21 protein-coding genes, 8 tRNA genes, 1 rRNA gene and 1 other annotated feature are annotated in these 26,152 nt (G+C 39.4%); of the genes, 3 read left to right on the top strand and 27 right to left on the bottom strand.

Annotation, left to right across the window (positions count from 1 at the left end; translation table 11 throughout):
- Nucleotides 1–26: 26 nt before the first annotated feature.
- Nucleotides 27–890, bottom strand: coding sequence for a glycoside hydrolase family 25 protein (locus tag CLNEO_RS10810; protein ID WP_066088633.1), 864 nt, complete (start codon nt 888–890; stop codon nt 27–29).
- Nucleotides 891–1,126: 236 nt separating this feature from the next.
- Nucleotides 1,127–2,605: a stage IV sporulation protein A gene (spoIVA, locus tag CLNEO_RS10805; RefSeq protein ID WP_066088630.1), complete on the bottom strand. Its 1,479-nt coding sequence runs from the start codon at nt 2,603–2,605 to the stop codon at nt 1,127–1,129.
- Between the two features lie 453 nt (nt 2,606–3,058).
- On the opposite strand from spoIVA, the gene CLNEO_RS10800 reads away from it, so the two are divergent.
- The 3 genes from CLNEO_RS10800 to CLNEO_RS10790 all read left to right on the top strand — a co-directional run bounded on the left by CLNEO_RS10800 (nt 3,059) and on the right by CLNEO_RS10790 (nt 7,654).
- Entirely contained in the window at nt 3,059–3,610 is a 552-nt protein-coding gene (locus CLNEO_RS10800; protein ID WP_066088627.1) for a helix-turn-helix domain-containing protein, read from the top strand.
- A 707-nt stretch (nt 3,611–4,317) separates the two neighbouring features.
- Complete coding sequence (locus tag CLNEO_RS10795) at nt 4,318–6,690, top strand: glycyl radical protein (RefSeq protein ID WP_066088624.1); 2,373 nt, start codon at nt 4,318–4,320, stop codon at nt 6,688–6,690.
- Nucleotides 6,691–6,745: 55 nt separating this feature from the next.
- Nucleotides 6,746–7,654: a glycyl-radical enzyme activating protein gene (locus CLNEO_RS10790; RefSeq protein WP_066088621.1), complete on the top strand. Its 909-nt coding sequence runs from the start codon at nt 6,746–6,748 to the stop codon at nt 7,652–7,654.
- A gap of 231 nt (nt 7,655–7,885) precedes the next feature.
- Here the strand turns inward: CLNEO_RS10790 and CLNEO_RS10785 are convergent, their stop codons facing one another.
- The 25 genes from CLNEO_RS10785 to rrf all read right to left on the bottom strand — a co-directional run.
- Nucleotides 7,886–8,893, bottom strand: coding sequence for an HD-GYP domain-containing protein (locus tag CLNEO_RS10785; RefSeq protein ID WP_066088618.1), 1,008 nt, complete (start codon nt 8,891–8,893; stop codon nt 7,886–7,888).
- Nucleotides 8,894–9,369: 476 nt separating this feature from the next.
- Nucleotides 9,370–9,999 (bottom strand): cytidylate kinase-like family protein, encoded by a 630-nt coding sequence (locus CLNEO_RS10780; protein WP_066088615.1) that lies wholly within the window; start codon nt 9,997–9,999, stop codon nt 9,370–9,372.
- A 22-nt stretch (nt 10,000–10,021) separates the two neighbouring features.
- The gene (locus CLNEO_RS10775; protein ID WP_066088612.1) at nt 10,022–10,723 is read right to left on the bottom strand and encodes an ABC transporter ATP-binding protein; all 702 of its coding nucleotides are present in this window, start codon (nt 10,721–10,723) and stop codon (nt 10,022–10,024) included.
- 1 nt (nt 10,724) lies between these two features.
- Nucleotides 10,725–11,492 (bottom strand): ABC transporter ATP-binding protein, encoded by a 768-nt coding sequence (locus tag CLNEO_RS10770; protein ID WP_066088609.1) that lies wholly within the window; start codon nt 11,490–11,492, stop codon nt 10,725–10,727.
- A 4-nt stretch (nt 11,493–11,496) separates the two neighbouring features.
- Nucleotides 11,497–12,501 carry a branched-chain amino acid ABC transporter permease gene (locus CLNEO_RS10765; RefSeq protein ID WP_066088606.1) on the bottom strand — a complete coding sequence of 335 codons (1,005 nt, stop codon included), beginning with the start codon at nt 12,499–12,501 and terminating at the stop codon, nt 11,497–11,499.
- A gap of 219 nt (nt 12,502–12,720) precedes the next feature.
- A complete protein-coding gene (locus CLNEO_RS10760) occupies nt 12,721–13,602 on the bottom strand; it encodes a branched-chain amino acid ABC transporter permease (RefSeq protein ID WP_066088603.1) in 882 nt (293 codons plus the stop codon).
- 81 nt (nt 13,603–13,683) lie between these two features.
- Complete coding sequence (locus tag CLNEO_RS10755; RefSeq protein ID WP_066088600.1) at nt 13,684–14,862, bottom strand: ABC transporter substrate-binding protein; 1,179 nt, start codon at nt 14,860–14,862, stop codon at nt 13,684–13,686.
- A 197-nt stretch (nt 14,863–15,059) separates the two neighbouring features.
- A complete protein-coding gene (locus CLNEO_RS10750; RefSeq protein ID WP_066088597.1) occupies nt 15,060–16,244 on the bottom strand; it encodes a PucR family transcriptional regulator in 1,185 nt (394 codons plus the stop codon).
- A gap of 928 nt (nt 16,245–17,172) precedes the next feature.
- Nucleotides 17,173–17,245, bottom strand: a tRNA-Thr gene (locus CLNEO_RS10745).
- 115 nt (nt 17,246–17,360) lie between these two features.
- Nucleotides 17,361–18,065, bottom strand: a complete 705-nt coding sequence (gene sigH / locus CLNEO_RS10740; protein WP_330382593.1) for an RNA polymerase sporulation sigma factor SigH — start codon at nt 18,063–18,065, stop codon at nt 17,361–17,363.
- Entirely contained in the window at nt 18,035–18,553 is a 519-nt protein-coding gene (locus CLNEO_RS10735; protein ID WP_096348807.1) for an NYN domain-containing protein, read from the bottom strand. Before CLNEO_RS10735 ends, sigH begins: the two co-directional genes overlap by 31 nt.
- Nucleotides 18,554–18,676: 123 nt before the next feature.
- A complete protein-coding gene (gene rlmB / locus CLNEO_RS10730) occupies nt 18,677–19,441 on the bottom strand; it encodes a 23S rRNA (guanosine(2251)-2'-O)-methyltransferase RlmB (RefSeq protein ID WP_066088591.1) in 765 nt (254 codons plus the stop codon).
- A 338-nt stretch (nt 19,442–19,779) separates the two neighbouring features.
- Nucleotides 19,780–20,205, bottom strand: coding sequence for a Mini-ribonuclease 3 (locus CLNEO_RS10725; RefSeq protein ID WP_066088588.1), 426 nt, complete (start codon nt 20,203–20,205; stop codon nt 19,780–19,782).
- A gap of 2 nt (nt 20,206–20,207) precedes the next feature.
- Nucleotides 20,208–21,620, bottom strand: coding sequence for a cysteine--tRNA ligase (gene cysS, locus CLNEO_RS10720; RefSeq protein ID WP_066088856.1), 1,413 nt, complete (start codon nt 21,618–21,620; stop codon nt 20,208–20,210).
- A gap of 196 nt (nt 21,621–21,816) precedes the next feature.
- A complete protein-coding gene (gene epsC / locus CLNEO_RS10715) occupies nt 21,817–22,380 on the bottom strand; it encodes a serine O-acetyltransferase EpsC (RefSeq protein WP_083531982.1) in 564 nt (187 codons plus the stop codon).
- A 116-nt stretch (nt 22,381–22,496) separates the two neighbouring features.
- Nucleotides 22,497–22,789, bottom strand: a binding site (T-box leader).
- A gap of 1 nt (nt 22,790) precedes the next feature.
- The gene (gene ispF, locus CLNEO_RS10710) at nt 22,791–23,267 is read right to left on the bottom strand and encodes a 2-C-methyl-D-erythritol 2,4-cyclodiphosphate synthase (RefSeq protein WP_066088585.1); all 477 of its coding nucleotides are present in this window, start codon (nt 23,265–23,267) and stop codon (nt 22,791–22,793) included.
- Nucleotides 23,268–23,425: 158 nt separating this feature from the next.
- Nucleotides 23,426–24,058: a flavodoxin family protein gene (locus CLNEO_RS10705; RefSeq protein ID WP_066088582.1), complete on the bottom strand. Its 633-nt coding sequence runs from the start codon at nt 24,056–24,058 to the stop codon at nt 23,426–23,428.
- Between the two features lie 1,198 nt (nt 24,059–25,256).
- Nucleotides 25,257–25,330: transfer RNA gene (locus tag CLNEO_RS10700), tRNA-Met, on the bottom strand.
- 8 nt (nt 25,331–25,338) lie between these two features.
- Nucleotides 25,339–25,411, bottom strand: a tRNA-Val gene (locus CLNEO_RS10695).
- A gap of 4 nt (nt 25,412–25,415) precedes the next feature.
- A tRNA-Asp gene (locus CLNEO_RS10690) sits at nt 25,416–25,489 on the bottom strand.
- Nucleotides 25,490–25,504: 15 nt separating this feature from the next.
- Nucleotides 25,505–25,578 (bottom strand) — tRNA-Ile (locus CLNEO_RS10685).
- 24 nt (nt 25,579–25,602) lie between these two features.
- Nucleotides 25,603–25,675: transfer RNA gene (locus CLNEO_RS10680), tRNA-Thr, on the bottom strand.
- A gap of 128 nt (nt 25,676–25,803) precedes the next feature.
- Nucleotides 25,804–25,875: transfer RNA gene (locus tag CLNEO_RS10675), tRNA-Glu, on the bottom strand.
- A 6-nt stretch (nt 25,876–25,881) separates the two neighbouring features.
- Nucleotides 25,882–25,953, bottom strand: a tRNA-Asn gene (locus tag CLNEO_RS10670).
- Between the two features lie 84 nt (nt 25,954–26,037).
- Nucleotides 26,038–26,152: ribosomal RNA gene (rrf, locus tag CLNEO_RS10665) — 5S ribosomal RNA — on the bottom strand; the annotation flags it as partial.

Genomic DNA, 26,152 nt, shown 5'->3' with positions numbered 1-26,152 from the left:
GCTTGAAAATATTTTTGCTTCTCCCTTCAATCGCCTGTCCTTTCCGTTTCATTGTCCTCATTCTTGCTATAATCATAAAAAGAAAGATTCATATCCACTTTTGTTGCAATGCCATCCACCATGCCAGCATCACTATATTGCCATATTTGAAATTGATAAGGATAAGAAGGCTCTCCAGAATATTGGGCCAGCCATAAATCGTACTGTTGAATTTCACTGGGTTGTAATCGGTACAAAAGCCAACTGTTTCCGCCATAAATCATAACTTTTTTTCCAGATGCTTGAATGGTATCGCAAAATGCATGGGTAATGGCCATGCGTTCCGCAATCGTTAATGTATCAATCCTATTTTCTTCTGTCACAAACTCCTCCATATCAAAAACAAAGGGATAGGTAATGGTATACTCTTTGGTATGTTCCAGTAAAAAATTTGCTTCTTCAATGGCTTCTGCTTCAGTAATTGCTTGTGAAAAAAAATATACTCCTATTTTAATTCCTACATCAGCTGCCTGCTGAATATTTTCTAAAAATTTCTCATCTAACACAATTTCACCATTTCCTGCGCCTCGATAGCCCCCTCGTATTATGGCAAATTCTATGCCATCATTTTTCACTTTCCCCCAGTCAATATCTCCTTGGTATTTGGATACATCAATACCCACAAAGGCAGATTCATCTTCCTGATTGGTATACTGTTTTCGTCCCTTTTCATCTATGGTCAGCCTACTCCAATCATAATCATTCTCTTTTATTTTCTCTCCATAGGGCACATGTAAGGCGGTCCACTTATATTGTACATAGTGTAAAGAAACCACACAAATTATAATGGTGAGAAATACTAACAAGCATCCTCTTGCTCTCCCCTTTTTCCTACGTTTTCTTTTTCCCATTTCTCTTCCTTCTATTCTGTTCATAAAAAACTATCATATCTTGTACATCATACTGTAACCCCACCTTTTTTTCAATTAAGAAACTCTTAACCCTTTCTGTCAATTTTATGTGGTATCACTCGTTCTTCTCCCCCCCCAACTAATTTTAAGAAGACCCCCTTTACACTACATAAGTCTGAACATAGGTTTACCAAAACAAAACGGCTGTTGTCTTTCGACAACAACCGTTTTGCGCATTAAAGAATAATGCAAATTAAACCGCCGCTTCCTTCGTTTACAATCTTTTGCAGGGTTTCTGCCATTTTAATTTGTGCATCCTCGGGCATGCGATAAATCTTGTTTTGCATGCCATCGCTGACCATGGAGCTTAACGTACGACCAAAAATATTCAAATCCCAAATCTTTTCAGGCTCAGATTCATAATCTGCAATTAAGTTATCAATAAACTCTCTGGACTGTTCCTCATTTCCAATAATGGGAGAAACTTCTGTTTCTACATCCGCTTTAATCAAGTGAATTGACTCACCCTTTGCCTTAAGCTTAATGCCATAGCGGCTTCCTTGCTTAAACACCTCGGGTTTTTCCAGTACGATTTCATTAAATACAGGCGTAACCACCCCATAGCCCTTACGCTTTACATCATTGAGGGCTGTAGCAATCTTATCGTATTCTTTCTTGGTTTCCGAAAGCATCCGAATGGTGGAAATTAATGCATAGTCGTTTTCAATGGGTAAATCAACGGTTTCGCTTAAAATACGATAGAATAAACCGTCATCAAAGGTTAGGGCAACATCCACCGCCCCCTCACCAGGCAGTATGCGATCAGAAAAAACTTTCTTTAGGAAGTCTTTACTCTCAAGACCAACAATGGCATTGGAAACATCGGCCAAGCGATCCGCCTTATCCATAATTTCCTTCAAACCCTCAACCAAGGATTTTTTCAACCAATGGTCATCCTCCAGCGTTTCCACCCAGCCGGGGAAATAGAACCGTATTTCACGCATGGGGAATTCATATAACACGCGCTCCAGAATCATTTTAATATCATCCGCCTTTAGCTGGGCAACATTCACAGGAATTACAGGAACACCATATTTTTCCTCCATATCCTGAACCAGTATAGCTGTTGCATCGCTATAAGGTGTTGCTGTATTCAAAAGAATTACAAAAGGCTTCCCCATGTCCTTCAGCTCTTGAATGACTCTTTCCTCTGCCTCAATATAATTCTCTCTGGATAATTCAGTCACCGTTCCATCCGTTGTCACCACAATGCCAATGGTAGAATGATCTGTTATAACTTTTTTCGTTCCCATTTCCGCCGCTTCCAAAAACGGCATCGCCTCATCAGACCAAGGTGTATGTACCATTCTGGGCATTTCCCCATCCATATGCCCTTCCGCTTCCGGAACCAAATACCCAACGCAATCAATCATACGAACTCTCATATTTGTATTTTCCCCAAGGGTAATCTGAACTGCTTCATTGGGCACAAACTTAGGCTCCGTTGTCATAATTGTCTTTCCCGATGCCGATTGAGGCAGTTCATCCTTTGCCCTCTCTCTGGAATGAACATCGGAAATGTTGGGCAATACCAATAAATCCATAAAACGCTTAATAAAGGTAGATTTTCCTGTACGCACAGGGCCAACCACACCAATATAAATATCCCCGCCTGTTCTTTCCGCAATATCCTTATAAATATCGAATTTCTCCACCGTAATTTCCTCCTTTGATTTCCAACTGTATCCATACAATTCAATATATGAGGAAGGTTTATGGAATATCCGTATATTTGCAATGTTTTTTATATAATTTTCTACATTTTACAAAAAACCTTCTGTCCGGCTTGCGGAATGAACACTACATTCTTTCGTCCATAATATGTTTGTCCGTTGACACCACAATTCGTATTGTGGCTAGAGTTGTTTTGTATTATTTAATTTCCGCAACGTTAACAACGGTAAAACGTTATGGAAAACCCCTAGCCTTGGGGCATTGTCTGATTCAATTTTTCATCAAATTCATATTCAATTTCCCAGCCAATTCTTCACAAATTTTCAATCCATGCTGTATAATAAGTGAAAAAAGTTGCCTTTAAATTTTCTTTTTGCTATAATAGCATTTCAGAAAAAGAAATTTATTGTCATGGTGATATAGAGGAGATCAAAATGTATAGTATGCCACCCAATATCGGAAAAGAAATGCGAAGAATTCGTACAGAAATGAGAATCAGTCTGGATACTGCCGCACGTCTTACGGGAGTTTCAAAGGCTATGCTTGGACAAATTGAACGAGGTGAATCTATCCCAACGATTTCAACCCTTTGGAAAATATCAACAGGCTATAAAGTCACGTTCTCCAACTTTATTTCACAGCCTTCAATGGAAAACCATGTATTAAATATCGGGGAAATCTACCCTATCAAAGAGGAAAACGGAGATATGCTCCTTTATAATTTTTTCCCTTTTGATCCCATTTCCGGGTTGGATTTTTTACAAATTCACCTAAACCCCCATTGTCGCCATGCCTCTTTTCCCCACACAAACGTGTTAAACGAATATATTGTAGTAATTAAAGGACAACTGGAAATGACAATTGACGAGAAGGCTTATCTGCTAACGGAGGGTGATGCAATATCCTTCAAAGGCGAGCTAAACCACGTTTATGCCAATCCTTCTAATGAGGAAACTATTTTCCATAATGTAATCAAATATAAATAAAATATGCTGTAATTGGCAAACCTCGGGCGTTGCCCACGCACGCCTAAATAGGGCAGACGGCGAAGCCGGCTCCTGCGCAGCAAAAGTGATGCCCCTAATCCACTTGCTTTTTGAAAAAAGTAAGATTAAAAACTTTTGCGAAGCTCCGTACTATGCGGTTTCGGTGGGTCAAGGGTGTAATGGCGAAGAAGTGCCATTTGCCCGAAGGACAGCTTTGCGGCACAAAGTGCTGAGAAGAAATCCTTGTAGGTACTTAAGAGCAACGCCCTCGAGGTTTTGACTTGGCTTCTCTCTCAGTGGCGAAAACACCTTATGTTTTTGCCGCTTTTTTTATTTCTTCTGACTCAAATGATTATTCCTTTTCATTCCCAATATTATCTTGCATAAAACCGCAAATCCCAATACTATTTTTTGCAAATTATTCTTTGGTTTTTCAAATATTTCATTTTTATCCCTTGAGATAATTTATACTTATATTCATACTTAACGTCTGAATATTTACCATCTTAACAAAACTATTCCGCAATATTGCAATTATCTCTATTGACAAAACTAACGGGCTGTGCCATATTAAAAATATATTATGAGCGTTATAACGTACATTTTCCAAAGAAAATTTATTGTATAACGCAAGATGGTTTTATAGATCAACATGCCCTCTGTCTTTCTAATAAAATCACATTCCAACCAGAACCAGGAGGTGTACTATGAATACTACACAAAGAATTGAACGACTCCGTCAAAATTATGTTAACTCCAAACCATCTGTCTGCATAGAAAGGGCCAGAATTTTTACTGAATCCCACATGCGCACAGAAGGGCTGCCCACCCCCATACGCAGAGCCCAGGCTTTTTATGATTTCTGCAATGAATTTGAAGTTAAAATTTTTGAAGATGAGCTAATTGTGGGCACTGCCGGAAAATTTCGAAGAAGCGGAATTCTTACGCCGGAATTTTCATGGAAATGGGTTGACAAGGAAATGGATCAATTTGACAAGCGTCCCCAAGACCCTTACGAAATGACGGATGAACAGCGCTCTTACGTTCGAAAAAATATCTTCCCCTACTGGAAGGGCAAATCTCTGGAAGAGCATTTTCTTTCTATCCTTCCTGCAGAAACAGCAAAAATTGCAGTTGACACAGGTATTGTGGATAATGACTCAAAATGGCGTCAAGCCGTTGGAGAAACAACGCCGGACTACCAGGATGTTTTATTTCCGTTGGGCTTTCAAGGCATCCTAAAGCAGGCAGAAGATGCCTTGGCTAAGCTGGATTTTGCAAACCCTGAGGATTTGGATAAAATTACTTTTTACAAATCAACAATTTTAACCAGCAAAGGTATTATGCGCTTTGCTGAAAGATATGCGGCTTTAGCAGAGCAAATGGCAAAAGAGGAGCATAACGAGGAACGATGCAAAGAGCTTTTATGCATTGCAAAGGTTTGTCGTAATGTTCCCGCAAATCCGCCGAACTCCTTTCACGAAGCCGTTCAGTTTGTATGGTTTGTGCAACTGGGCGCAATTATTTCCGAAAATCCTCTGGCGCTCAACCCCGGCAGATTCGACCAGTATATGTTCCCTTTCTTTGACGCTGATATCAAAGGGGGTGTACTCAATAAAGAAGCCGGAGAGGAATTGGTGCAGGCCCTTTGGCTGAAATTTTCCGAATGGGTTTGGACAATTTCTGCAAATACAACAGGGTACTTCGCTGGCTATAACCAATTCCAAAACCTTACCGTTGGTGGCAGAAAGCGCGATGGTTCAGATGCAACCAACGAGCTTTCCTATATCTGTCTTGAGGCGACAGATAAGGTTAGAACACATCAGCCCGGCTTAAGTGTACGAATTCATTCCGATTGCCCTCAAAAATTCTTAGATGCCGTAACAGCGCTTGTAAGCAAAGGTACAGGCTTTCCTGCAATTCACAACGATCAAGCAGGTGCTCAGATGCTTCTACAGGCTGGCTATGAACCTGAAGATGCCAGGGATTGGAGCAACTGCGGTTGTGTTGTACCCCATTTTCGCAAAACTGGGCAATGGACAGCAGCCGTAAACATCAACTTTGCCGCCGCCTTGGAATATGCTTTAAATGAAGGAAAAAGCAGACTTACCGGCGAAAAAATGGGACTGGATGCAAAGCCTGCTGCAAGCTATGCGTCCTTTGAGGAAGTAAAAAATGCAACACTGGAGCAAATGAAAAATTTAATTTATCATAGCGTTGTTGCAACCGTTGTTGCACAAAAGCTACATACACAGCTTGTTCCTCGCCCTTTTCTTTCCACTTGCATTGAGGATTGTATCAAAAACGGTAAAGACCTCTCTAACGGCGGCGCTCACTATAACGTAGGTCCCGTGCTTACAGGAATCGGCCTTGCAGTGGTTGCAAACTCCCTTGCGGTAATCAAAAAACTTGTTTATGAAGATAAAGTCACAACCATGGCAGAACTGAATAATGCTTTAAATGCAAACTGGGTTGGCTATGAGGATTTGAGAGCGAAGGCCTTGCGTGTACCCAAATACGGCAATGACGATGATTATGTAGATGATATTGCAAAAGAAATCGCCAATTACTACTACAAAGAAACCCGATCACATAAGGATATTTTTGGTTCCAAATTCAACTCTGCCTTTATGGGAATTTCCAACTATATTCCAACCGGCAAGGTAGTTGGTGCAACTCCTTGCGGCAGAGAAGCCAAAAAACCTATTACAGAGGGTGTTTCCCCTTATGCAGGAAGCGATGTTTCCAGTCCCCTTGCGGCAATGCGTTCTAGTGCAAAAATGAACCATGATGTCCACACAGGTGGCACCTTGCTGAATTTGCGTTTAAGCGAAGAAATGGTAAAAACGCCAAAGGGAAGAAAAGACTTAGGCAATATCATACGGGCATATTTTTCCCTTGGTGCCTTCCATGTTCAGTTTAACACCCTTTCCACAGAGGTGCTTCGGAAAGCCCAGAAAAATCCCGAGGAATACAAGGACCTTTTGGTGCGTGTTGCCGGATACAGTACCCAGTTTGTAAATCTATCTCCGGAAATGCAAGAAGCAATCATTGCTAGAACGGCGCATACAACCATGTAATGAAAAAAACTTGCCTACTCCTTTTGGAGTGGGCATCTAAAGATAGGTGATATTTATGGGAGAATGTTCAAATAAGGGCATCGTCATTCAGTTGCAGGACTACTCTATCCATGATGGTGATGGCGTAAGAACAACCATATTTCTTGCAGGCTGCAAGCTGCGGTGCCAATGGTGTGCCAACCCCGAATCTTGGACAACTAAAAGTAAATTAGTCTTTTACAGGCATAAATGTATTGGTTGTATGAAATGCGCCCAAGCTTGCCCCGTGAACCTAGTCCCATGTAAAATGGACCGTCACAACGATATCTTTACTGCTTGCGGAAAATGCGTGGAGGTTTGTACACAAAAAGCCTTGGATATTGCTTGTTCCGAAAAAAGTGCCGATGATTTAGTCCATAAAATAGAAAGAGATGCTTTATTTTTTCGATATTCCGGGGGAGGTGTTACTTTTTCTGGCGGCGAGCCCTTTTTACAACATAAATTTTTGCGCGTTTTATTAGATAGATTTGAAGAATTAGGTGTTAACAGCTGGGTTGAAACCTGCGGTTATTTTAATTTCGAAGTAGTACAAGATTTAATCCCGAAATTCGACCACATTTTTCTGGATATCAAGCACATGGACAGTGAAAAGCATAAAGAATTTACCGGCCATAGCAACGAATTAATACTGGAAAATGCAAAAAAAATATATGCCGCAGGAGTTCCCATGACAATCAGAATACCCACCATTGTGGAAGTAAATTTAGCTGATGAAAATCTGGAGAAAACGGCACAATTTATTCGAAACAACTTGCCATTAGCCACAATTGAATTGCTTCCATACCATGAGCTTGGGAAAGCCAAATATATTTCTTTGGGTATAGAAGACAAATTCATTAAATTTACAACACCTACGGAAGATCAAATAAGCCATGCTTACGATATTTTTAAAAGCTATGGCATAGAAGTAACTGAGTACAGATAATAGGCTTGTCCTGCAAAGCAGGTGGATTTCTCAAATAATTTTGCATTAAATCCTTGGACTATCCCTTATTTTGCCCAACCTATGTATCACTGAATTTTGAAGCTTCACATTGGTCTCTCCCTAACAGAAACAAAAGGCGCAAAATAAGCTTCCCAAAGTCCAAAAAACTCCCTGCGCCCTTTTTTCTGCGATCAAACGCTGCAAAAAAGGGTGCGGGGAGTTCTATATTTCTTAAGTTATTATTTTTACAATGGTCAAATTGAAAACCTTCATTAAATCAATCTCTTCGTGGTTTTTAATCATTACAATTTTTGGCCTTGCATGATTAAGCTTATTTTGCTGAACAACAATTGCTTCTTGTCCATTAGAGAGCAGAACGGTAATTCCCGTGGGATAAGGAGAAATAAACTCCATTGCCTTTTTCACACAATTTACATCAAACATTATATAACAATTTGACATCAAATATTCAAGGGCATCCGCCGGATTCATTGCCTTACGATAGACCCTGTTTGACACCAATGCATCATAAACGTCACAGACATGAATAATCTTTGCATATAAATGTATATATTTTCCTATGAGCTTACGAGGATAACCACTTCCATCTTCATTTTCATGATGAGAAAGAACGGCATTTTTTGCCAAGCCCGAAATCAAATAATTATCTTTTATGATATCATAGCCTAGTTGAGAATGGGAACGCATAATATTCATTTCCTCTTCTGTCAGCTTTTCAATTTTATTTAAAATATCCAGACTTATGGCAATTTTCCCAATATCATGAAGAAGTGCTGCTTCAGAAAGCTCTCTTAACTGCGTATAATTTAACCCCATGCCAATACCCACAATTACGGATATAACCGCCACATTGAGGCAATGGATATATGTATAATTGTCAAATGACGCAATGTTGACCATGTCCAATGAAACATCGGATTTATTCATCAATTCATCAACAATAGAATGTGCCATCAGCCTGCATGCATCTAAATTAACTGACTTTAATGCACTTACAGTATTTCTTTTAAGCTGTTCGGTAAGCAATTCTTTTACAACAATTCCATCGGAAATGTTATCATAAATATATAGCCCTGCATAGCCAAGATTAGCTAGCCTGTTAATATAGGAATGCTTCAACACAGTATTCGCATTTAAAAGAATACTTCCGCCGTCGTTATACACAGGAATCGCCAATATTGAGTCTTCTTCTATTTGATGTATGGGTAAGTATCTCATCTCTATTGCCACCTAATAACTTTCTTCATCCTTGGGCTTTATCCTTTGACATAGTATCGTTAATTTTGCTTCATAAAAAAATTTCACAGGTTTTCCATTTCTCAAAAGTCTCTTGTTATATTATTCTATTACATTAATCATAACAAAACAAAATCCAATTAACTATTAATAAAAAGTTACAAAATTTTACGTAAAATTTCACTTTTTTTAAAAAACCCCACAAAATCTCAAAATTTTCTATTTTTTTTTTATAAAATCTATTTTATCAAATTGCAAGAAAAAATGCAAATTACATTTGTAATTTATCTGCGTAATTTTTTATAAAAAAACACCCCCCTTATAATCCTGGAATCTTTATATTATTCCAGTCAATAAGGGGGTTCAGCCAAGCGTTTGATTCTTACCCAATAAACACTTGTGAAGCTTACAAAGGATCGTAAATTCTACTTTATAGTAATACGCAACTTATTAAACCGTTAAAGCAAATCAGAAATATGAAATTTAATATACTCTTGAATGAGCTTTGCCGTTTTTTGAACACCTAGTTTGCTTGTATTAATGCTTAAATCATAGTGCAATGGATCCTCCCATTTTTGCCCTGTATGATAGGTATAATACTCACTTCTGAATTTATCCGTCTTTTTAATATACTTCATTGCTTCACTTTGGGAGTAACACATTTTATTCTTAATTCGTGCTACACAATCGGATTCATCGGCAAACAAAAAAAAGGAAAAAACATTGGGCAAGCCTTTTAAAATGAAGTCAGCAGCACGGCCAATTACAACATAAGATTCATCCCTTGCCAATTCTCTTAATACCTTTGCCTGATAATTAAATAAATTCTCATCTGAAGTAAAGTCATTGCTTTCAGGCGCAATCAGCTCACCCCCATAAACTCTTTTCGATATACGGTAAAGCAAGCTGCCCTTCATCCGTTCATCGGCTTTTTCAAACATCTCTAAATGAATGCCACTATCTTCAGATGCCAGCTGCAATAGCTCTCTGTCGTACATATTAATATCAAATTCGTCCGCCAAAAGCTGTCCGATTGTCGTTCCGCCGCAACCGCATTTTCTTGTAATAGCAATTACAAAATGCTGCATACGCTCTCTCCCCCCTTTTTCACTAGCCTAAATATGCCTTTTGAACCGCTTCATTGTTTAATAAATCATTGGCATTGCCACTTAAAACAATACTTCCTGTTTCCAAAACATAGCCCCGATCTGCAAGCTGAAGCGCTAGGTTTGCATTTTGCTCAACCAACAAAATTGTTGTTCCCTGCTCTCGGATTTCTTTAATAATATCGAAAATTTCTTCCACAATAATGGGTGCAAGCCCCATAGAGGGTTCGTCCAACAGCAACAATTTTGGTTTCGCCATTAGTGCTCTTCCAATTGCCAACATCTGCTGCTCCCCTCCAGAAAGGGTTCCTGCCATCTGCTTTCTCCGTTCCAAAATTCTAGGGAATCTTTTAAAAACCTCTTCCATGGTCTTTTTTGCTTCGGTTTTATCTTTTCTAAGGTATGCCCCTAAAAGAAGATTTTCCTCAACGGTTTGATCCCCAAAAATTCGGCGGCCTTCCGGAACCTGAGATACGCCCTTACCAACCAGTTTATGGGCATCTAAACTATCCACCTTGGCATTTTCATAAAAAATCTCTCCGTTTTTAATTGGATTTAGACCCGATATTGCTCGTAACGTACTTGTTTTTCCTGCGCCATTGGCTCCAATCAAAGTTACAATTTCTCCTTCGTTTACCTCTAGGCTTAAGCCGCGGATTGCATGAATCATGCCATAATACACATCAATATTCTCTACTCTAAGCATATTACGCCCCCCTTTTTCCTAAGTACGCTTCAATGACACGGGGATTGTTGCGAATTTCTTCTGGCTTACCCGCTGCCAAAAGCTGCCCGAAGGATAGCACAGTAATTTTTTCACAAACATTCATAACCAGCTTCATATCATGCTCAATGAGCAAAATTGAAATTTTAAATTCATCACGAATCCAGCGAATCAATTCTGTTAATTCCGCAGTTTCCTGGGGATTCATACCTGCCGCCGGTTCATCCAAAAGCAAAAGCTTTGGATTTGCCGCCAGTGCCCTTGCAATTTCCAAGCGGCGTTGCTGCCCATAGGGAAGATTTTTTGCCTTTTCTTCTGCCAAGTCCTCCATATGAAAAATGGTCAAAAGCTTCATAGCATCCTCATGCATTTTTTCTTCCTCTTTAATTTGCTTGGGTGTACGAATAATGGACGAAAAAAGCCCTGATTTGGCTTGATAATCATAGCCCATCATAACATTTTGAAGCACCGTCAAATTCCCAAACAACCGAATATTCTGAAAAGTACGGGCAATATGCTTTGCCGTAATATTGTAGGGCTTTATTCCATCAATACGCTCCCCATCAAAGGTAATGGAGCCACCCGTTGGTGTATATACCCCCGTTAGCATATTGAAAACCGTGGTTTTACCAGCACCATTTGGCCCAATCAGACCGTATAGCTCCTGCTCACCTATTTCTAAGTTAAAATCATTTACGGCTAAAAGACCGCCAAAACGAATGGTTAAATTTTTTACCGACAACAATGACATACCATCATGCCTCCTTTCCCTTGTTTACTGAAGTAGATGAGGAGCGGAAAATTCTCTTTATCTTCCCGAAAAAATTCTTTAACCCAGCCACAGTAATCTCTTTAGTGCCCATGATTCCCTGGGGACGGAAGAGCATCATACTAACCAGCATAATTGCATAGATCAGCATACGATATTCCTTCACAACATCGCTCAACCCACGCAGCCATTCAGGCAGCGCAATCAAAATAGATGTACCGATCACAGTACCGGAAAGACTGCCCATGCCACCTAAAACCACATAAGTCATGAGTTCAAAGGACTTGGAAAAGTCAAAGCTTTTTGGATCAATGAACTGGCTAAAATGGGCAAACAATCCGCCTGCCAAGCCAGCCATGCCACAGCCAATGGCAAATGCAATAATTTTATACTTTGTGGTATTAATGCCCATTGCCTGGGCAGCAATCTCATCCTCTTTTACAGATAGTATGGCTCGCCCCTTACTGGAATGATGAATTAAATTCATAATTATGGCAAAGCAAAGTGCCGCCAGAACAAAAATCACTGTAAATCCAGACTTATTTTCAATACCGGAAATCCCCCTTGCACCGCCTAAATAGTCAACATTTTGGATGAAAACCTTAACGATTTCCCCAAAACCCAAGGTGCAGATTGCCAGGTAATCCCCAGTTAAACGTAAAATGGGATAGCCAATGATAATTGCTAAAACCGCTGCCGTAAACGCAGCCGCAATTAAGGCCAGTAGAAACGGCACACCAAAGTTTCTGGTTAAAATTGCCGATGTATACGCCCCAATAGACATAAACGCAGCATGCCCCAAGGTAAACTGCCCTGTGAAGCCAAGAATTAAATTTAGCCCTAACGCAGAAATAAGAAAAATACCAATTTGTCTTATAATTCGATTATAATAGCTATTAATCATCCCCGTTTGAAATAAAATTTGAAAGACTGCATAAGCAACAATTAATCCTATTACAACTTTTATGTACTTCTTATATGTTTCCTTCATGTTGCCTCCAATCCGCGCAGCCCTGTGCGCTTATCAAATAATGTTAAGGTAATACCGCATAATTCTGTATGTCCAGATGTGCAGTCAGATTTTTCGTCAGACAAAACAAAAAGCACAGCGAATACTGGAGGTATTTGCGAGCATTTTTGTGCAGACTGACGGAAAAGATGCAATCAGATAGGCATGCAAGGCGACAGGCGCGAATTGTGCGGTGTTGCCTCAAACCTTCACGTTTCTCTTGCCAAACAAACCGGTGGGTTTTACAAGAAGAATAATAATCAAAATAATAAACGCAATCGCATCAGAAAGCCCGGAACTAATATATACCTTGGAAAGCGTTTCAATTAACCCAATGGATAAGCCGCCAACCATGGCACCTGGTACAATCCCAATACCACCGAGTACCGCTGCAACAAAGGCCTTTAGCCCTGGCATAACGCCCATAATTGGCTCTAACTTGGGATAGAGCATTCCGAAAACAATGCCACCCGTTGCCGCCAAAGCCGAACCGATGGCAAAGGTTACAGAAATGATTCTGTTAATGTTGATCCCCATTAAAGCCGCCGCATCACGATCATAGGAGGTTGCTCTCATGGCTCTGCCTGTATTGGTTTTACTAATCAAAAACTGAAGGGCAGCACACATAATCACGCTGATGCCCAAGGTAATGAGCTGAATATTGGAAAACTGAAGCCCTCCAATTTTAAAGGTTGCAGTTGGAATCACTTCTGGGAAATTCAATACATTTGGCCCAGCCAACGCCTTTGTTTTAATAATATTTTGCAAAAATAATTCCACGCCGATGGTGGTAATTAACAACGTTTCCTTTGCCGAATTTCTAAGAGGCTTATAGGCAACCCGTTCAATGACTACACCCAAAAGAGCACATACGGCCATGGAGAAAAAAAGTGCCGGAATAAATCCAAGTCTTAATGTTGTTATCGCAAAATAACCTGTGTATGCCCCCACCATAAAAATATCACAATGGGCAAAGTTAATTAATTTAATAATACCGTATACCATGGTATACCCTATAGAAATCAGTGCATAAACACTGCCAAGGGATATTCCATTGATAATTTGCTGCAAAAATTCTGTCATAAAATCACTCCTCCTATGGAATCCCTGAATAAGATATTCCCCCGCTTTTTTATAAACGGGGGAAACCCTTGCAATATTTTTTTACTCAGGCTGAATTTCTTCGGCAAATACAAATTTTCCATCCTTAACCTGATTGATTACAACACTCTTGATCGGGTTATTGTCACTGTCAAATTTGTAATTGGATGCCAAGCCTTCCATATCTGTTGCCTTTAGCGCATCTACAATTGCACTGGAATCTGTACTGCCTGCTTTTTCAATCGCATTTGCCATGAGCAATACTGCTTCGTAAGACAAAACAGAGAAACCACTAGGTTCGGAGCCAAACTGACTTTTATATTTTTCAGCAAACTCTTTTACTTTGGGATTGTCAGTTTCAAAGGAAACATGATCCGTAAAATAGCAGCCTTCTACCGCACTGCCACCTACTGTTACCAAACCTGGATCAGACCAGGAATCGCTACCTAAGATTGCGCAGGTAATACCTAATTCTCTTGCCTGCTTTGCAATAAGGCCTACCGTAGAATAGTTGTCAGGCAAATACAATACGTCTACATTTAAGCCTGCAATTTTTGTCAACAATGCTTTAAAGTCGCTATCACCACGGTTATATGTTTCATCAAATACAACCTCGCCGCCGCCTTCATTAAAGTTAGTTTTAAACTTATCTGCAATACCAACGCAGTAATCCTGGCTCTTATCGTAGAGCATTGCGGCTTTTGCAGCACTTAATTTTTGAAGTGCGAACTGTGCACCAACCTTGCCCTGCAAAGGATCAATAAAGCAAGCACGGAAAACATAGCCGCCGCCTTCTTGTGTTACTTTTTCATTTGTAGAAGCAATGCTGATCATTGGAATTCCTCTTTCCTTGGCAATGGTAGCCATAGGAATGGAGCAGCTGCTTGCATATGTACCAACAACACCTGCAACCTTATCCTGATCAATCAATTTAGAGATTGCGTTGGGAGCAACAGAAGCTTGGTTCTGATCATCCTCAGAAATAAGCTTTAATGTTTTACCTAACACCCCGCCTGCAGCATTAATATCTGCAACTGCCAGTTTCGCACCGTTTTCCATAGCGGAACCGATACCAGGAATATCCCCTGTCAAAGGGAAAACACCACCAATTACAATTTCCGCTGATTCTTCCTTGCCGCCGTCGCTACTGCTTTTTGAACTGGAACAACCCGTTACCATCGCTGCAGTTAATACCAAAGAAAGTATTGTGCAACCCATTTTCGCAAAAACATTTTTTTTCATAGACAATCCTCCTCAAGATATAAGCTAAAGTAAACACATTCTCCTCCCCGAAAACACAAAAAGGCACTTTTCCTAAGAAAAACGCCTTTGTTTATCTCCAAAGAATATTTACTTGACTGCAATTATAGCAATAAGAGTTTTTTTTGTATACGTCCATGGGTTACAAAAATCATCATTTTTTTTGTGCACTGTATACATTAGTCAATTTCTAAAAATCGCTTGATTTTATACGCCAGGCGGATATTAAAGCATGTGTTCACATCCTTCAAGTCACACAGAAGTATCTCCTGAATTTTTGCTATTTTATATTTTATGGTATTACGGTGAGCAAATAAAAGCTCCGAGGTTCGTAAAATATTACAGTCCTCACTTAAGTATGTGTCCAAAATATGCACCAAATCCGTTTGGTGCTCCTCATCATGCTTTAGCAAACGCCCAAGCGTCAGCTCCAAAATGTTGTCCAGCTCCTCCTTCTGATTTACACGAAAAAACAAGGAATACACACCCATATCCTCAAAAAAACGAATATCGTTTGTTTTCTTACAGGCATGAAGCATATTTAGGGATTCCTTTGCTTTATTACAACTGTTTTTAATGAAAGCAGGCTTGCCAAAAACGTCGCTCACCCCAACGCAAAAAGTTATGTTGTATTGGTTTTGCAGTTTCTTCATAATTTGTCGTAATGCATGGATCAGCTTAGTCTTATAATCCGGCACCATATGCAGGGGGATGAGTACCAAAAACACTGAATCCTCTTGCAGGTAGAGAAAATTATGAGGTTTTATTTCAAAATATTCGCTAAATAATTTTAAAATTGCCGCATTCAGTTCCGGCAATTCAACTGCCTTGACTTTTTGGTCCGATTCTAACGCCAGGGCAACGTAATAGCCCTGTGGGTTATACCCGTAAAATTTCAACTTTGAGTCCAAGGTCTCATCGTATTTCAAATACATCAGTTCCTTCATCAAGCCTTGAGGAGTATCCAACTGCTCCTCTTTTTGAAAAAGCATTTGGCAAATCTGATAGGTTAATGCAGGTATTTTGCTTTCTACAGGGATGGAAATTACAGGAATTTCATATTCACTCGCCATTAGAAGAACGCGCGGAGGAATTTCTTTTATATAATACCCAATTTGTACAACCAGCGCACCCGCCTTTAGTACATGCATTTTTGTTAGCAAATGACATAAATCTCCTTCTTTATCCGTCAAACCAATACCGCTTAAAAAAATCAATTCCCCGGGATTAATCCATTTCCACGGTTTTTCCATATCGACGACATTACACCATGTTACAGACCGGTTTCCGCCTTTTTGTCCTGCAACAACCTTTGCATCCGCCCATTCGTTTAATTCCAGAATTTTATTTACTGTAATATTCATACCTCCACCCCCTTAACGAAATTTATATTAAATATTACTATTTCCACAAATTTTTTCAATAAAAAAATTTTGTAAATCTTTTTTATGCCAATTTTTTAAAGCGATATCCTTTGCATTCCGCAAGTTTTTTCTTTTAAATCACCTATTTTTTCATAACTTTTGTATATTTAAAAAAATAAACCTCCATTTTTCTCATTACTTTCGAAAAAAAAGGAGGGGTTATTTTATTCTTTTTCATAATATTGCTGAATTTTTGTAAAAGCAAAATATATTTTAAACTCCTCCTAAAAAATGCAAAAAACTCATGTAAAAGAAAAGTGTTATGACGAATTTTTTTGACAAAGACTTTAATTCCTTAACTCATTTTTTCGCTGTATTTTGTTAACATATTATCAATCACTTTGCTTCATTGGCTTTTGGTAACAGCTCCTTTATAAATACACGTTTCACTTTGATAAGGTCTAATTTGTGAAATGGTATCACTTTCATCCATTTTTTGTCGTGCTTATTGAATTTATCCTATAAGATAGTGCAATATGCTACACCTTGATAGCCTGTTCCATTTTGAATTTGGACCACAAGTATAGAGGTTAGCTTTCATTTAGTTTGTCAATTATCTGGTTAAAGTGTAGTTCGTTCTGGTGCGGGTTTTTAGGAATACTCTCTATGGAAAATATATAACAGAATACCGTCGTTTGCTTAAACAATAAATACAAGCACACCCGCTCTTTTGTGAAGGGCATCTCCCCGCAATGTAAGTCATTATAAATGTTACCGGGCAATGGGAGGGTATCCATTTTGAGATACATGGTATTTGGATTGCTTTTTTAACAATTAACCCTCCAAATACTTTTTCCGCATTCTTGGTTTTTTGCGCAAAAAAAATTGACCTTAAAGACCAAAAAGTCTTTAAAATCAATGTTTTTCAAGCTGATAACGGGATTTGAACCCGTGACCTCCGCCTTACCAAGGCGACGCTCTACCTACTGAGCCATATCAGCATCTTGACTTGCCTTGAACAAATGAATTCATCATTTACCTCATGCAGTGCGCTACCTGCAAAGCCACAACAGCATAGCAGCAAGAGAAAATAATGTCGTCAGCCTGTATATATTATCATATTGTCTTTGTTTCGTCAAGATTTTTTTGTTCCAAAAAGCGTTCAAGCTTCTTTTTTACACGTTGTAGTGCATTATCAATAGATTTCTCCGTCTTCTTTAAGCTTTTTGCTATCTCAAAATAGCTTCTGCCCTGCAAATAAAGTGCAAGCACTCTGGTTTCAAAGCCACTTAAGTTCTTCACCATCTGTGTTTCAATAAAATCTTTATTTTCTTGTCCAATGAATAACGACTCGGGGTTTAATAATTCACCTTCCTGCAATAAATCAATATAAGTCTGTTCAGAATTATCGTCAAAAAGCGGCTTATTTAAAGAAATATACGAATTTAATGGTTGATGCTTATGCCTTGTTGCCGCTTTAATGGCAGTAATCATCTGTCGATTCACACATAACTCTGCAAAACCGCAAAATGATGCATTTCGATCAATATTATAGTCACGCACAGCCTTATACAATCCAATCATTCCCTCTTGGATGATATCTTCAGTATCGGCGCCAATTAAAAAATAAGCTCTGGACTTTGCCTTCACAAGTGGCTTAAATTTATTCATCAAATACTCTTCTGCCAACAAATTGCCTTGCTGTGCCAACATTACCAGTTCTTCGTCCTTGAAGGCCGTAAAATTATTTTTGTTTGGTTCTACGGCCATATTAGCCCCTTGGGCTTCATCTACTTTTTTCTCCTCAACGCTTCTATCCATTCCAACGCCTCCTGGTCAAGATGATCTGCTAAAATATTATTTTTCGGTGGCCTATTTTCAATATAACGCTTTCTCAAATAATTTGCTTCGGTATCAATTTCTAGCCGCAACTCCTTAGCTGTCATCCTGGCTGCACCCTGCCCATAGATTATAAGCTGTTCAAGACCATCCCCAGTTGCAACACGAACCCGGTAATGCTTGGGCATGGCTGTAACGACTCTTTCAATATAATGATCTGCTGTTTCCGCCTCTTTGGTATAAACAACAAAAATATTATGATATGAGTATGCAGTTCCGATATTTCCCTTTACCAAATAACCATCAAAAACCAATATAATTGTAGCGTTCTTTACCCCTTTATAATTGGAGAGAATATCCATAAGCTTTTGCCTAGCACTTTCCAAGCTGACATCGTTTGCCAGTTCTCTTAAATCATCCCAAGCGTGAATAATATTATATCCATCCACTAATAAAAATTCCTTTTGCAAAAGCTCCCCCTCCATTCCGCATCAATATACACAATAGAGTAACACACTTTGTCGCATTTTGCAAAACCACTATTTGTGAATATTTAAAACGCACTTTGCTGCTTACAAAATGGGCATATTGCCTTACTGCTTTCCAAATTTTCTCTGGCGTACCACCTCGTACATCAAAAGCCCTGCAGCCACCGATGCATTTAATGAAGAAATTTGACCATACATGGGAATAGATGCGGTAAAGTCGCAGTTTTCCTTCACCAAACGGCTTACGCCTTCCCCTTCACTGCCAACTACCAACGCCAAAGGCCCCTTCATATCGGTATCGAAATGATCCAGCCCCTTCATATCCGCACAAGCAATCCACAATCCTTCTTTTTTCAACTTTTCCATGGTATTTACAATATTAGTAACCCGGGCAACAGGAATATATTCCATAGCACCCGCGGAGGTCTTACCCACCGTTGCATTTAACCCCACGGAACGCCGCTTGGGAATAATAACGCCATGCACCCCAGCACACTCCGCCGTACGCAAAATTGCTCCTAAATTATGGGGATCTGTGATTCCATCTAATAAAAGAATAAAAGGCTCCTCCTCCTTTTTTCTGGCAACGGCCAAAATATCCTCTACTTCAACATATTCATGGGCAGACACCAACGCAATAATCCCCTGATGATTTTTTGTCTGGGAGAGCTCGTCCAATTTCTGACGGCTTACTTCCTGTATCACAACACCCTTTTCTGTCGCCATAGCAATAATTCGCTTTATGCTACCTTCCAAATTCCCTTTCAACACCAAAAGCTTTTCCATATCCCTGCCGCTTTTTAAAACTTCCAAAACGGCATTTCTTCCCTCAACTTGATTTTCATTATATTCTCTTTCTTTTTTTTCCACAGAAAAACCTCCTGTTATTTTCTATGCCAAACACCTATACCGCTTATATAGTTCCAAAGCAGCCGTCTTTTTCACTTCGTGGAAAACCGCTCCTTTCTCGCCACTCCGCTTCCTCTTTAGCCTTAAGGCTCTGGTCGGTCCCTTCGTAATCGGCTCGAAACTCTTCATATATGGTCGTCTTTTTCACTTCGTGAAAAACCGCTCCTTTCTCGCCACTCCGCTTCCTCTTTAGCCTTAAGGCTCTGGTCGGTCCCTTCGTAATCGGCTCGAAACTCGCTGACTTGTTATAGAAAGCCGAAGGAACAGGCTTCTCTCCCTCCTTCGGCTTTTTTATTCTTCTATTTCTTTATTATATCCGCCATACCCAAAGAAAACAAGCTGATTGCCCGTTGTTTTTCACCTTTTAGGTACAAATATCCGAATAAAGCTTCCAGCCCTGTTGCATGACGATAATCCATCAAATCTGCATTCTTCGGCGTGGTAAAAGACTTGGCATTACGACCGCGTCGGAAAACGGAAGCTTCTTCCTCGGTTAATTCCTCGGCAATACGAAAATACATCTGCGCCTGCGCTTTGGCATTCACCAAGTCCTTCGCTTTTTTGTGCAAACGATTAACAGGCGCATTTCCGTCCGTCAACACCGTCAGCCGTACAAACATTTCGTATACAGCATCCCCTATATACGCAAGGCCAAGGGGAGAAATCTCTTTAGGGTCAACCTCCCCTTCGCCGCCTAAAATCAAATCAAGCTCATGTAAATCCATATTTAACCTCTAAACCATTGCACACCCTGGCGTGTATCCTTAATGGTAATGCCCATAGCAGACAATTCATCTCTAATTGCATCGGCAGCAGCAAAATCCTTTGCTTTTTTTACCTCTGTTCTTTTTGCAATCAAGGCTTCTATTTTCTCTGTATCTTCATCGGAAATACTATCTTCGTTAATTTCCGCAACACCTAATACAGTGCACAAATGATCCATCATATCCTGAATTTTCAATGCATATTCCTTCGAAACACCGGCTTTCACCGCAATATTGCTAAAACGAACCAATTCATATATTACGGAAATGGCATCTGCAGTATTGAAGTCATCATCCATTGCGGCCTCAAACTGTGTCTTATAGCCTTCCAAATCCTTAAGTTGTGCCTTTTCTTCCTCGGTGATTTTACCTTCAGGTGCATTTTGAAGAAAAAAATCCAGCTCTTTTCTCGCATTTACAATTCTTTCCAGTCCATTCTGGCAAGCCTGCATTAAATCTCGGCTAAAATTGATGGGGCTTCTGTAATGACCGTTTAAAATGAAGAAACGAATCACTTCATAAGGGAACTGTGCGGCAATATCTCTTACCGTAAAAAAGTTTCCTAAGGACTTAGACATCTTTTCATTATCCACAGTGATAAAGCCATTGTGCAGCCAATATTTTGCAAATTGGCAGCCGTTGCAAGCCTCACTTTGAGCAATTTCATTTTCGTGGTGCGGAAAAACCAAGTCCTCACCGCCAGCATGGATATCAATACCATCGCCCAAATGATGCTTTGCCATAACGGAGCATTCAATATGCCAACCGGGTCTGCCTTCGCCCCAAGGGGAAGGCCAGCTGGGTTCCCCTTCTTTTTTTGGCTTCCAAAGGACAAAATCCGTAGGATTTTTCTTTGCATCGTCAACAGTAACACGTTCGCTGCCACCGGCAATCAATTCATCCAAATTTTTACGAGATAGCTTCCCATATTCAGGGAATTTCTTTGTATCATAATAAACTGTTCCTTTATCTTCATAAGCAAACCCTTTGTCAATCAAATCTTTCACCATCTGGATAATCAAATCCATTTCTTCTGTTACACGAGGGTGAATGGTCGCCCGCTTTACGTTCAAGCCGTCGGCATCATGAAAGGCCTCTTGGATAAATCTGTTGGAAATTTCCTGCATTGTGCTATTTTCTTTATTGGCGCGATTGATGATTTTATCATCCACGTCGGTAAAATTTTGCACATAGGTTACATCGTAGCCCTTATATTCCAAATATCGTCTAACAGTATCAAAAACAACGTAAGGACGTGCATTTCCAATATGAATATAATCGTACACCGTAGGGCCGCAAACATACATTTTTACCTTGCCTTCCTCCATGGGTACAAAATCTTCCTTTTGCCTAGTTAGTGTATTATAAACCTTCATTTGACTCATCCTTTCTCCTCAATCATTATACTAAATAAAAATATTTCTACAAGTAATCAAAATTTATTTTGCAGACTCAGACTGCCATTATGCTCTATTCTGAGAAAAAAAGCTCTTCTAATTTATTTTCTCTCCTTTTGCAATTATATCATATATTCCTTAAAAATACTTATATTTTCCATGGGATTCTTAAGTTTTATACCGCTCTTCTTTTACTGCCAGTTAATTCTTCAGGTGCAACAGGATTAATACGAACACCATCTTTTCTTACCACCATAACCGGTGAGCCTACCGCTGTAACATTTTCAGGGATATCCTGAATCACAACGGAACCGGCACCTATTTTTGAATTTTTCCCAATGGTAACAGGTCCCAAAACAATGGTTCCTGCGCCAATCATTACATTATCCTCAATGGTTGGATGCCTCTTATTTTTTCCTTTTCCCGTTCCGCCTAAGGTTACACCGTGATATAGCATCACGTTATCTCCAATTTCCGCAGTTTCTCCAATGACAATGCCCATCCCATGATCAATAAAAAAGTCCTTGCCGATGGTTGCCCCCGGATGAATTTCAATTCCTGTAATGAAGCGTGAGAATTGAGAGATCAGCCTTGACAAAAAATAAAAATGCTTCTTGTAAATGGCATGGGCAAGCCTATGATTAATAACAGCCCAGAAGCTAGGGTATAAAATAACTTCCATATTGCTTTTGATTGCAGGGTCTTTTTCTTTAATTACTCTAATCGCATCTTTCAACATAATAATTCCTCCAGTTATAATAATTTCGCAATAAAATTCAATGGCTTTTTCAATCACTTTACCCATTTTTACGGGCATTAAAAAAAATAAAATAAAAAAAGCCTCGTCCTTATACAAATAAAGACGAAGCTATACGTTCTCCGCGGTTCCACTTTAATTAGACGGCCATCACCATCTCACTTTTGGGACTGTAACGTTGTCATCGGATACAAGCTACTAAAAATTTCGCCTGCTCAGTTCAGGAACGCACTTCGTTCTCCCTCAACCTATAAGCGACTCCCACCCATGTATTTTAAGATGCTGACAATCAAAACCATGTTTCATGATTTCAAATCTCATCACCTTGCACCAAGGCCGCTATTCTCTGCTAGGCAAGAAAAGAACTACTCTTTTCCATCATAACCTTTTTCTTATTCCATTTCGTTTATAAGGCAAACTGCCGTAGCAGCAATTCCCTCTCCCGCGCCTGTAAAACCCAACCCTTCTTCTGTTGTGGCTTTCACATTCACTTGATTCATATCTATTTCCAAAACACGGGCAATATTCTTACACATATTAGGAATATAGGATGCTAATTTAGGTTTTTGCGCAATAATAGTTGCGTCGACGTTTATTATACAATATCCCTTTTGAGAAATCAAGTATAAAACTTTGGAAAGCAGCTGTAAACTATCCGCCTCTTTATACTGCCCATCAGAATCAGGAAAATGCTTCCCTATATCCCCTAATGCAGCTGCCCCTAACAACGCATCCATAACTGCATGCACCAAAACATCGGCATCCGAATGTCCCAAAAGTCCCTTTTCAAAAGGTATCTCAACGCCCCCAACAATCAACTTGCGATCCTCCACCAATCTGTGCACATCATATCCGGAACCAATCCGCATATTTCCTACCTCTCTTTCAAAATATGCATAGATAAAATAAAATTACCTGCTGGGTACAATTTTAATTTTTCTATGCACCTTACTATACGCTAGCCCGAATTATCTGTCAAGGCTATAAAAATCGTTATCCGTCAAAAATTATAACTTTTTAAAATTCACTAACGTATAAAATTGGTTCGTTGTGATTTATCATATTTAGGCGATGCAATTCCATGTTCTTTGCCGCACGCAATATTTTTCAGCATCCAAGCCATATTCGACCCAATATTACCCATAGTTTGCAGACCTTCCAAATCTTGCATAACTTCCTCTGGAGTATTGCCATGCACCATATTCCAATAGCTAGATGCAACAACAGGCATCATTGCAATGGTAAAATATTTGTTAATCACATCAAAAGAAGCCGTTGTACCCCCACGTCTTGCAGAAATAACTGCCGCAGCAGGTTTAAAATAAAATGGATGCTGGGCAGAAGTTGTTGAACAGTAAAATACTCTGTCCAAAAAAGAAAGTAGGCGCCCGCTGGGATGGGCATAATATACCGGGGAGCCAAAAACAAAGCCATCTGCTTCTTTAGCCATTTCAGCAAATTTGTTCACATCATCATCGTTAAAAATGCATTTACCATCATGGCATTTTCCACAGCCAATACAATCTCGGATGGGCTTCGCCCCCAATTGAAATATTTCGTATTCCACGCCTTCTTTTTCCAAAGCCTTTCCTACCTCTGTCAACGCAGTAAAAGTACAACCTTTTAGATTTGAGCTTCCGTTCACCATTAAAACCTTCATGTTATAATCCTCCTTATTCCAAATTTGTTAATTACAAAATTGTTTAAATATCTAAATGCAAACCATTGTCAGATTTCAACTTTATACTGTATGAAATTAAAACTAAAATAAAAACTACTTTATTTTTTTCGGTGTAAAAATCAGATTGTACTATAATAAATACTACAATAAAAAGGTTATTCCAAATTATATTTTTGTAGCATCCTTTTAAAAACTTATATGCTTACGCAAATAATAAAGCAAAAATTCATATAAAAAAATAATCTCACAACAACTTCAACATAATAAAAATTATATTATCCAAAATTCCTGTGTTCCCTCAGATTTATGTCATTTACTTAATTTAGATGTAAAGTACAGCTACACGACATGCTCATAATCCTTCTGATTTTCAAAGGTTGCGGATTATCTGTTTTAAAAAAAATGAATTGTTTACCACTGGTTTTCTTTTTTCGTCTGGTGCATCTCAAAGTCGCGTTTTCCATCTTTATTCTCATGAAATACGGGACTGAAATGATAATCATGAACAATGAAACAACTATGCATAATCAGGTCTGCCTTGTCGCATGTGACTTTACGACATTTAAAACCTTCTCTCCTATTTTGTTATCTTCAATGAGATGGCGAAAGTGGAGAAACGCAGTAGCATCAGAAGCTTGTTCCATAAATAATCAAGCTGCATACTGGATTCAATCCCCAAAATTAAAAAGAACCACGACTGTCAATTATTTCAGCAGAAGTTGCTACATTCAATAGATGGTAAAAATTCTGTAAAATATTAAATAGATCATGAGGTCTAAATCGTATGTCTTATTGCATGCTCTCCTTTGTAATAGTGCGGCTTAATGATTTCTTCCCATTCTCCCACGAAATAATCTGTCTGATTTGCGCCAAAAAAACTTTTTTCTTGGTTGGCACTTGGCAAGTTCCTTAATTAAGTAAGATAGACAAATATGTTTTTCATACTATTATTCTACCAAAAAACAGGGTAGGCTGCACCAATTTTTTTCTGTACAGTATTGCCATAATAATTTATTGAACGTCCTAGCGCTTATTGTCCTACTCTTTTTCCTTTTTCAGCATCTAACACGATAAAGTATTTTTAAATTAAGTATTTTTAAATTAAGTAATATTTTTATACAAAAAAAATTGAGATGGATTAACCACCTCAACATCTATTACAAAAGAAATAATTAACTAGCGGAGGAGGGATTTGAACCCCCGACACTGCGGGTATGAACCGCATGCTCTAGCCAACTGAGCTACTCCGCCAAGAAAAATGGGAGTTACAGGGCTCGAACCTGTGACCCTCTGCTTGTAAGGCAGATGCTCTCCCAGCTGAGCTAAACTCCCAAAACGACTCAGAAGGGGCTCGAACCCTCGACCTCCGGCGTGACAGGCCGGCGCTCTAACCAACTGAGCTACTAAGCCATATTTCATTTTAAATGGGTCTTCAGGGACTCGAACCCGGGACCGTCCGGTTATGAGCCGGATGCTCTAACCAACTGAGCTAAAGACCCAAAACTGTACCCAGTGAAAAAACAAGCCGATGATCGGACTCGAACCGATAACCTGCTGATTACAAGTCAGCTGCTCTGCCAATTGAGCCACATCGGCCTAACAAAGTTTCTAGTAATAAAACACTTCCAAAAAAATACTTCTAAAAAATAACAACTACTCATAAAATATAAGTTATGTATATCCATGATGGCTGTTTACCGGAAGTGTTTATTACCAAAAAAATATGATCCGTGCGGGATTCGAACCCGCGTTACCGCCGTGAAAGGGCGGTGTCTTAACCCCTTGACCAACGGACCATAATACTCCCCGTGTTGGATTCGAACCAACGACCCTCCGGTTAACAGCCGGATGCTCTACCGCTGAGCTAACGAGGATTATTGCAAAAGACCTAGGGTACAAAAGCATCCTTTGAAAAAGAATGCTATCCCTTGTTTGATCAAGTTGCAAAAAAAATTGAATTCTGGCAACCATCTACTTTCCCAGGCAGCTACCCACCAAGTATCATCGACCGCTTAGGTCTTAACCGACGTGTTCGGAATGGGAACGGGTGTGTCCCCTAAGCGCATCGTCACC

Source organism: Anaerotignum neopropionicum (genome assembly GCF_001571775.1).
GTDB classification, from domain to species: Bacteria; Bacillota; Clostridia; order Lachnospirales; family Anaerotignaceae; genus Chakrabartyella; species Chakrabartyella neopropionicum.
This window is presented reverse-complemented; position numbering and strand designations above follow the sequence as displayed.

What these genes read in the sequence shown, in the direction of transcription:
- CLNEO_RS10810 (WP_066088633.1), bottom strand. Translation starts at nt 890, where the DNA reads ATGGGAAAAAGAAAACGTAGGAAAAAGGGGAGAGCAAGAGGATGCTTG.
- CLNEO_RS10800 (WP_066088627.1), top strand. Translation starts at nt 3,059, where the DNA reads ATGTATAGTATGCCACCCAATATCGGAAAAGAAATGCGAAGAATTCGT.
- CLNEO_RS10795 (WP_066088624.1), top strand. Translation starts at nt 4,318, where the DNA reads ATGAATACTACACAAAGAATTGAACGACTCCGTCAAAATTATGTTAAC.
- CLNEO_RS10790 (WP_066088621.1), top strand. Translation starts at nt 6,746, where the DNA reads ATGGGAGAATGTTCAAATAAGGGCATCGTCATTCAGTTGCAGGACTAC.
- CLNEO_RS10785 (WP_066088618.1), bottom strand. Translation starts at nt 8,893, where the DNA reads ATGAGATACTTACCCATACATCAAATAGAAGAAGACTCAATATTGGCG.
- CLNEO_RS10780 (WP_066088615.1), bottom strand. Translation starts at nt 9,999, where the DNA reads ATGCAGCATTTTGTAATTGCTATTACAAGAAAATGCGGTTGCGGCGGA.
- CLNEO_RS10775 (WP_066088612.1), bottom strand. Translation starts at nt 10,723, where the DNA reads ATGCTTAGAGTAGAGAATATTGATGTGTATTATGGCATGATTCATGCA.
- CLNEO_RS10770 (WP_066088609.1), bottom strand. Translation starts at nt 11,492, where the DNA reads ATGTCATTGTTGTCGGTAAAAAATTTAACCATTCGTTTTGGCGGTCTT.
- CLNEO_RS10765 (WP_066088606.1), bottom strand. Translation starts at nt 12,501, where the DNA reads ATGAAGGAAACATATAAGAAGTACATAAAAGTTGTAATAGGATTAATT.
- CLNEO_RS10760 (WP_066088603.1), bottom strand. Translation starts at nt 13,602, where the DNA reads ATGACAGAATTTTTGCAGCAAATTATCAATGGAATATCCCTTGGCAGT.
- CLNEO_RS10755 (WP_066088600.1), bottom strand. Translation starts at nt 14,862, where the DNA reads ATGAAAAAAAATGTTTTTGCGAAAATGGGTTGCACAATACTTTCTTTG.
- CLNEO_RS10750 (WP_066088597.1), bottom strand. Translation starts at nt 16,244, where the DNA reads ATGAATATTACAGTAAATAAAATTCTGGAATTAAACGAATGGGCGGAT.
- sigH (WP_330382593.1), bottom strand. Translation starts at nt 18,065, where the DNA reads ATGGATAGAAGCGTTGAGGAGAAAAAAGTAGATGAAGCCCAAGGGGCT.
- CLNEO_RS10725 (WP_066088588.1), bottom strand. Translation starts at nt 20,205, where the DNA reads ATGGATTTACATGAGCTTGATTTGATTTTAGGCGGCGAAGGGGAGGTT.
- cysS (WP_066088856.1), bottom strand. Translation starts at nt 21,620, where the DNA reads ATGAAGGTTTATAATACACTAACTAGGCAAAAGGAAGATTTTGTACCC.
- epsC (WP_083531982.1), bottom strand. Translation starts at nt 22,380, where the DNA reads ATGTTGAAAGATGCGATTAGAGTAATTAAAGAAAAAGACCCTGCAATC.
- ispF (WP_066088585.1), bottom strand. Translation starts at nt 23,267, where the DNA reads ATGCGGATTGGTTCCGGATATGATGTGCACAGATTGGTGGAGGATCGC.
- CLNEO_RS10705 (WP_066088582.1), bottom strand. Translation starts at nt 24,058, where the DNA reads ATGAAGGTTTTAATGGTGAACGGAAGCTCAAATCTAAAAGGTTGTACT.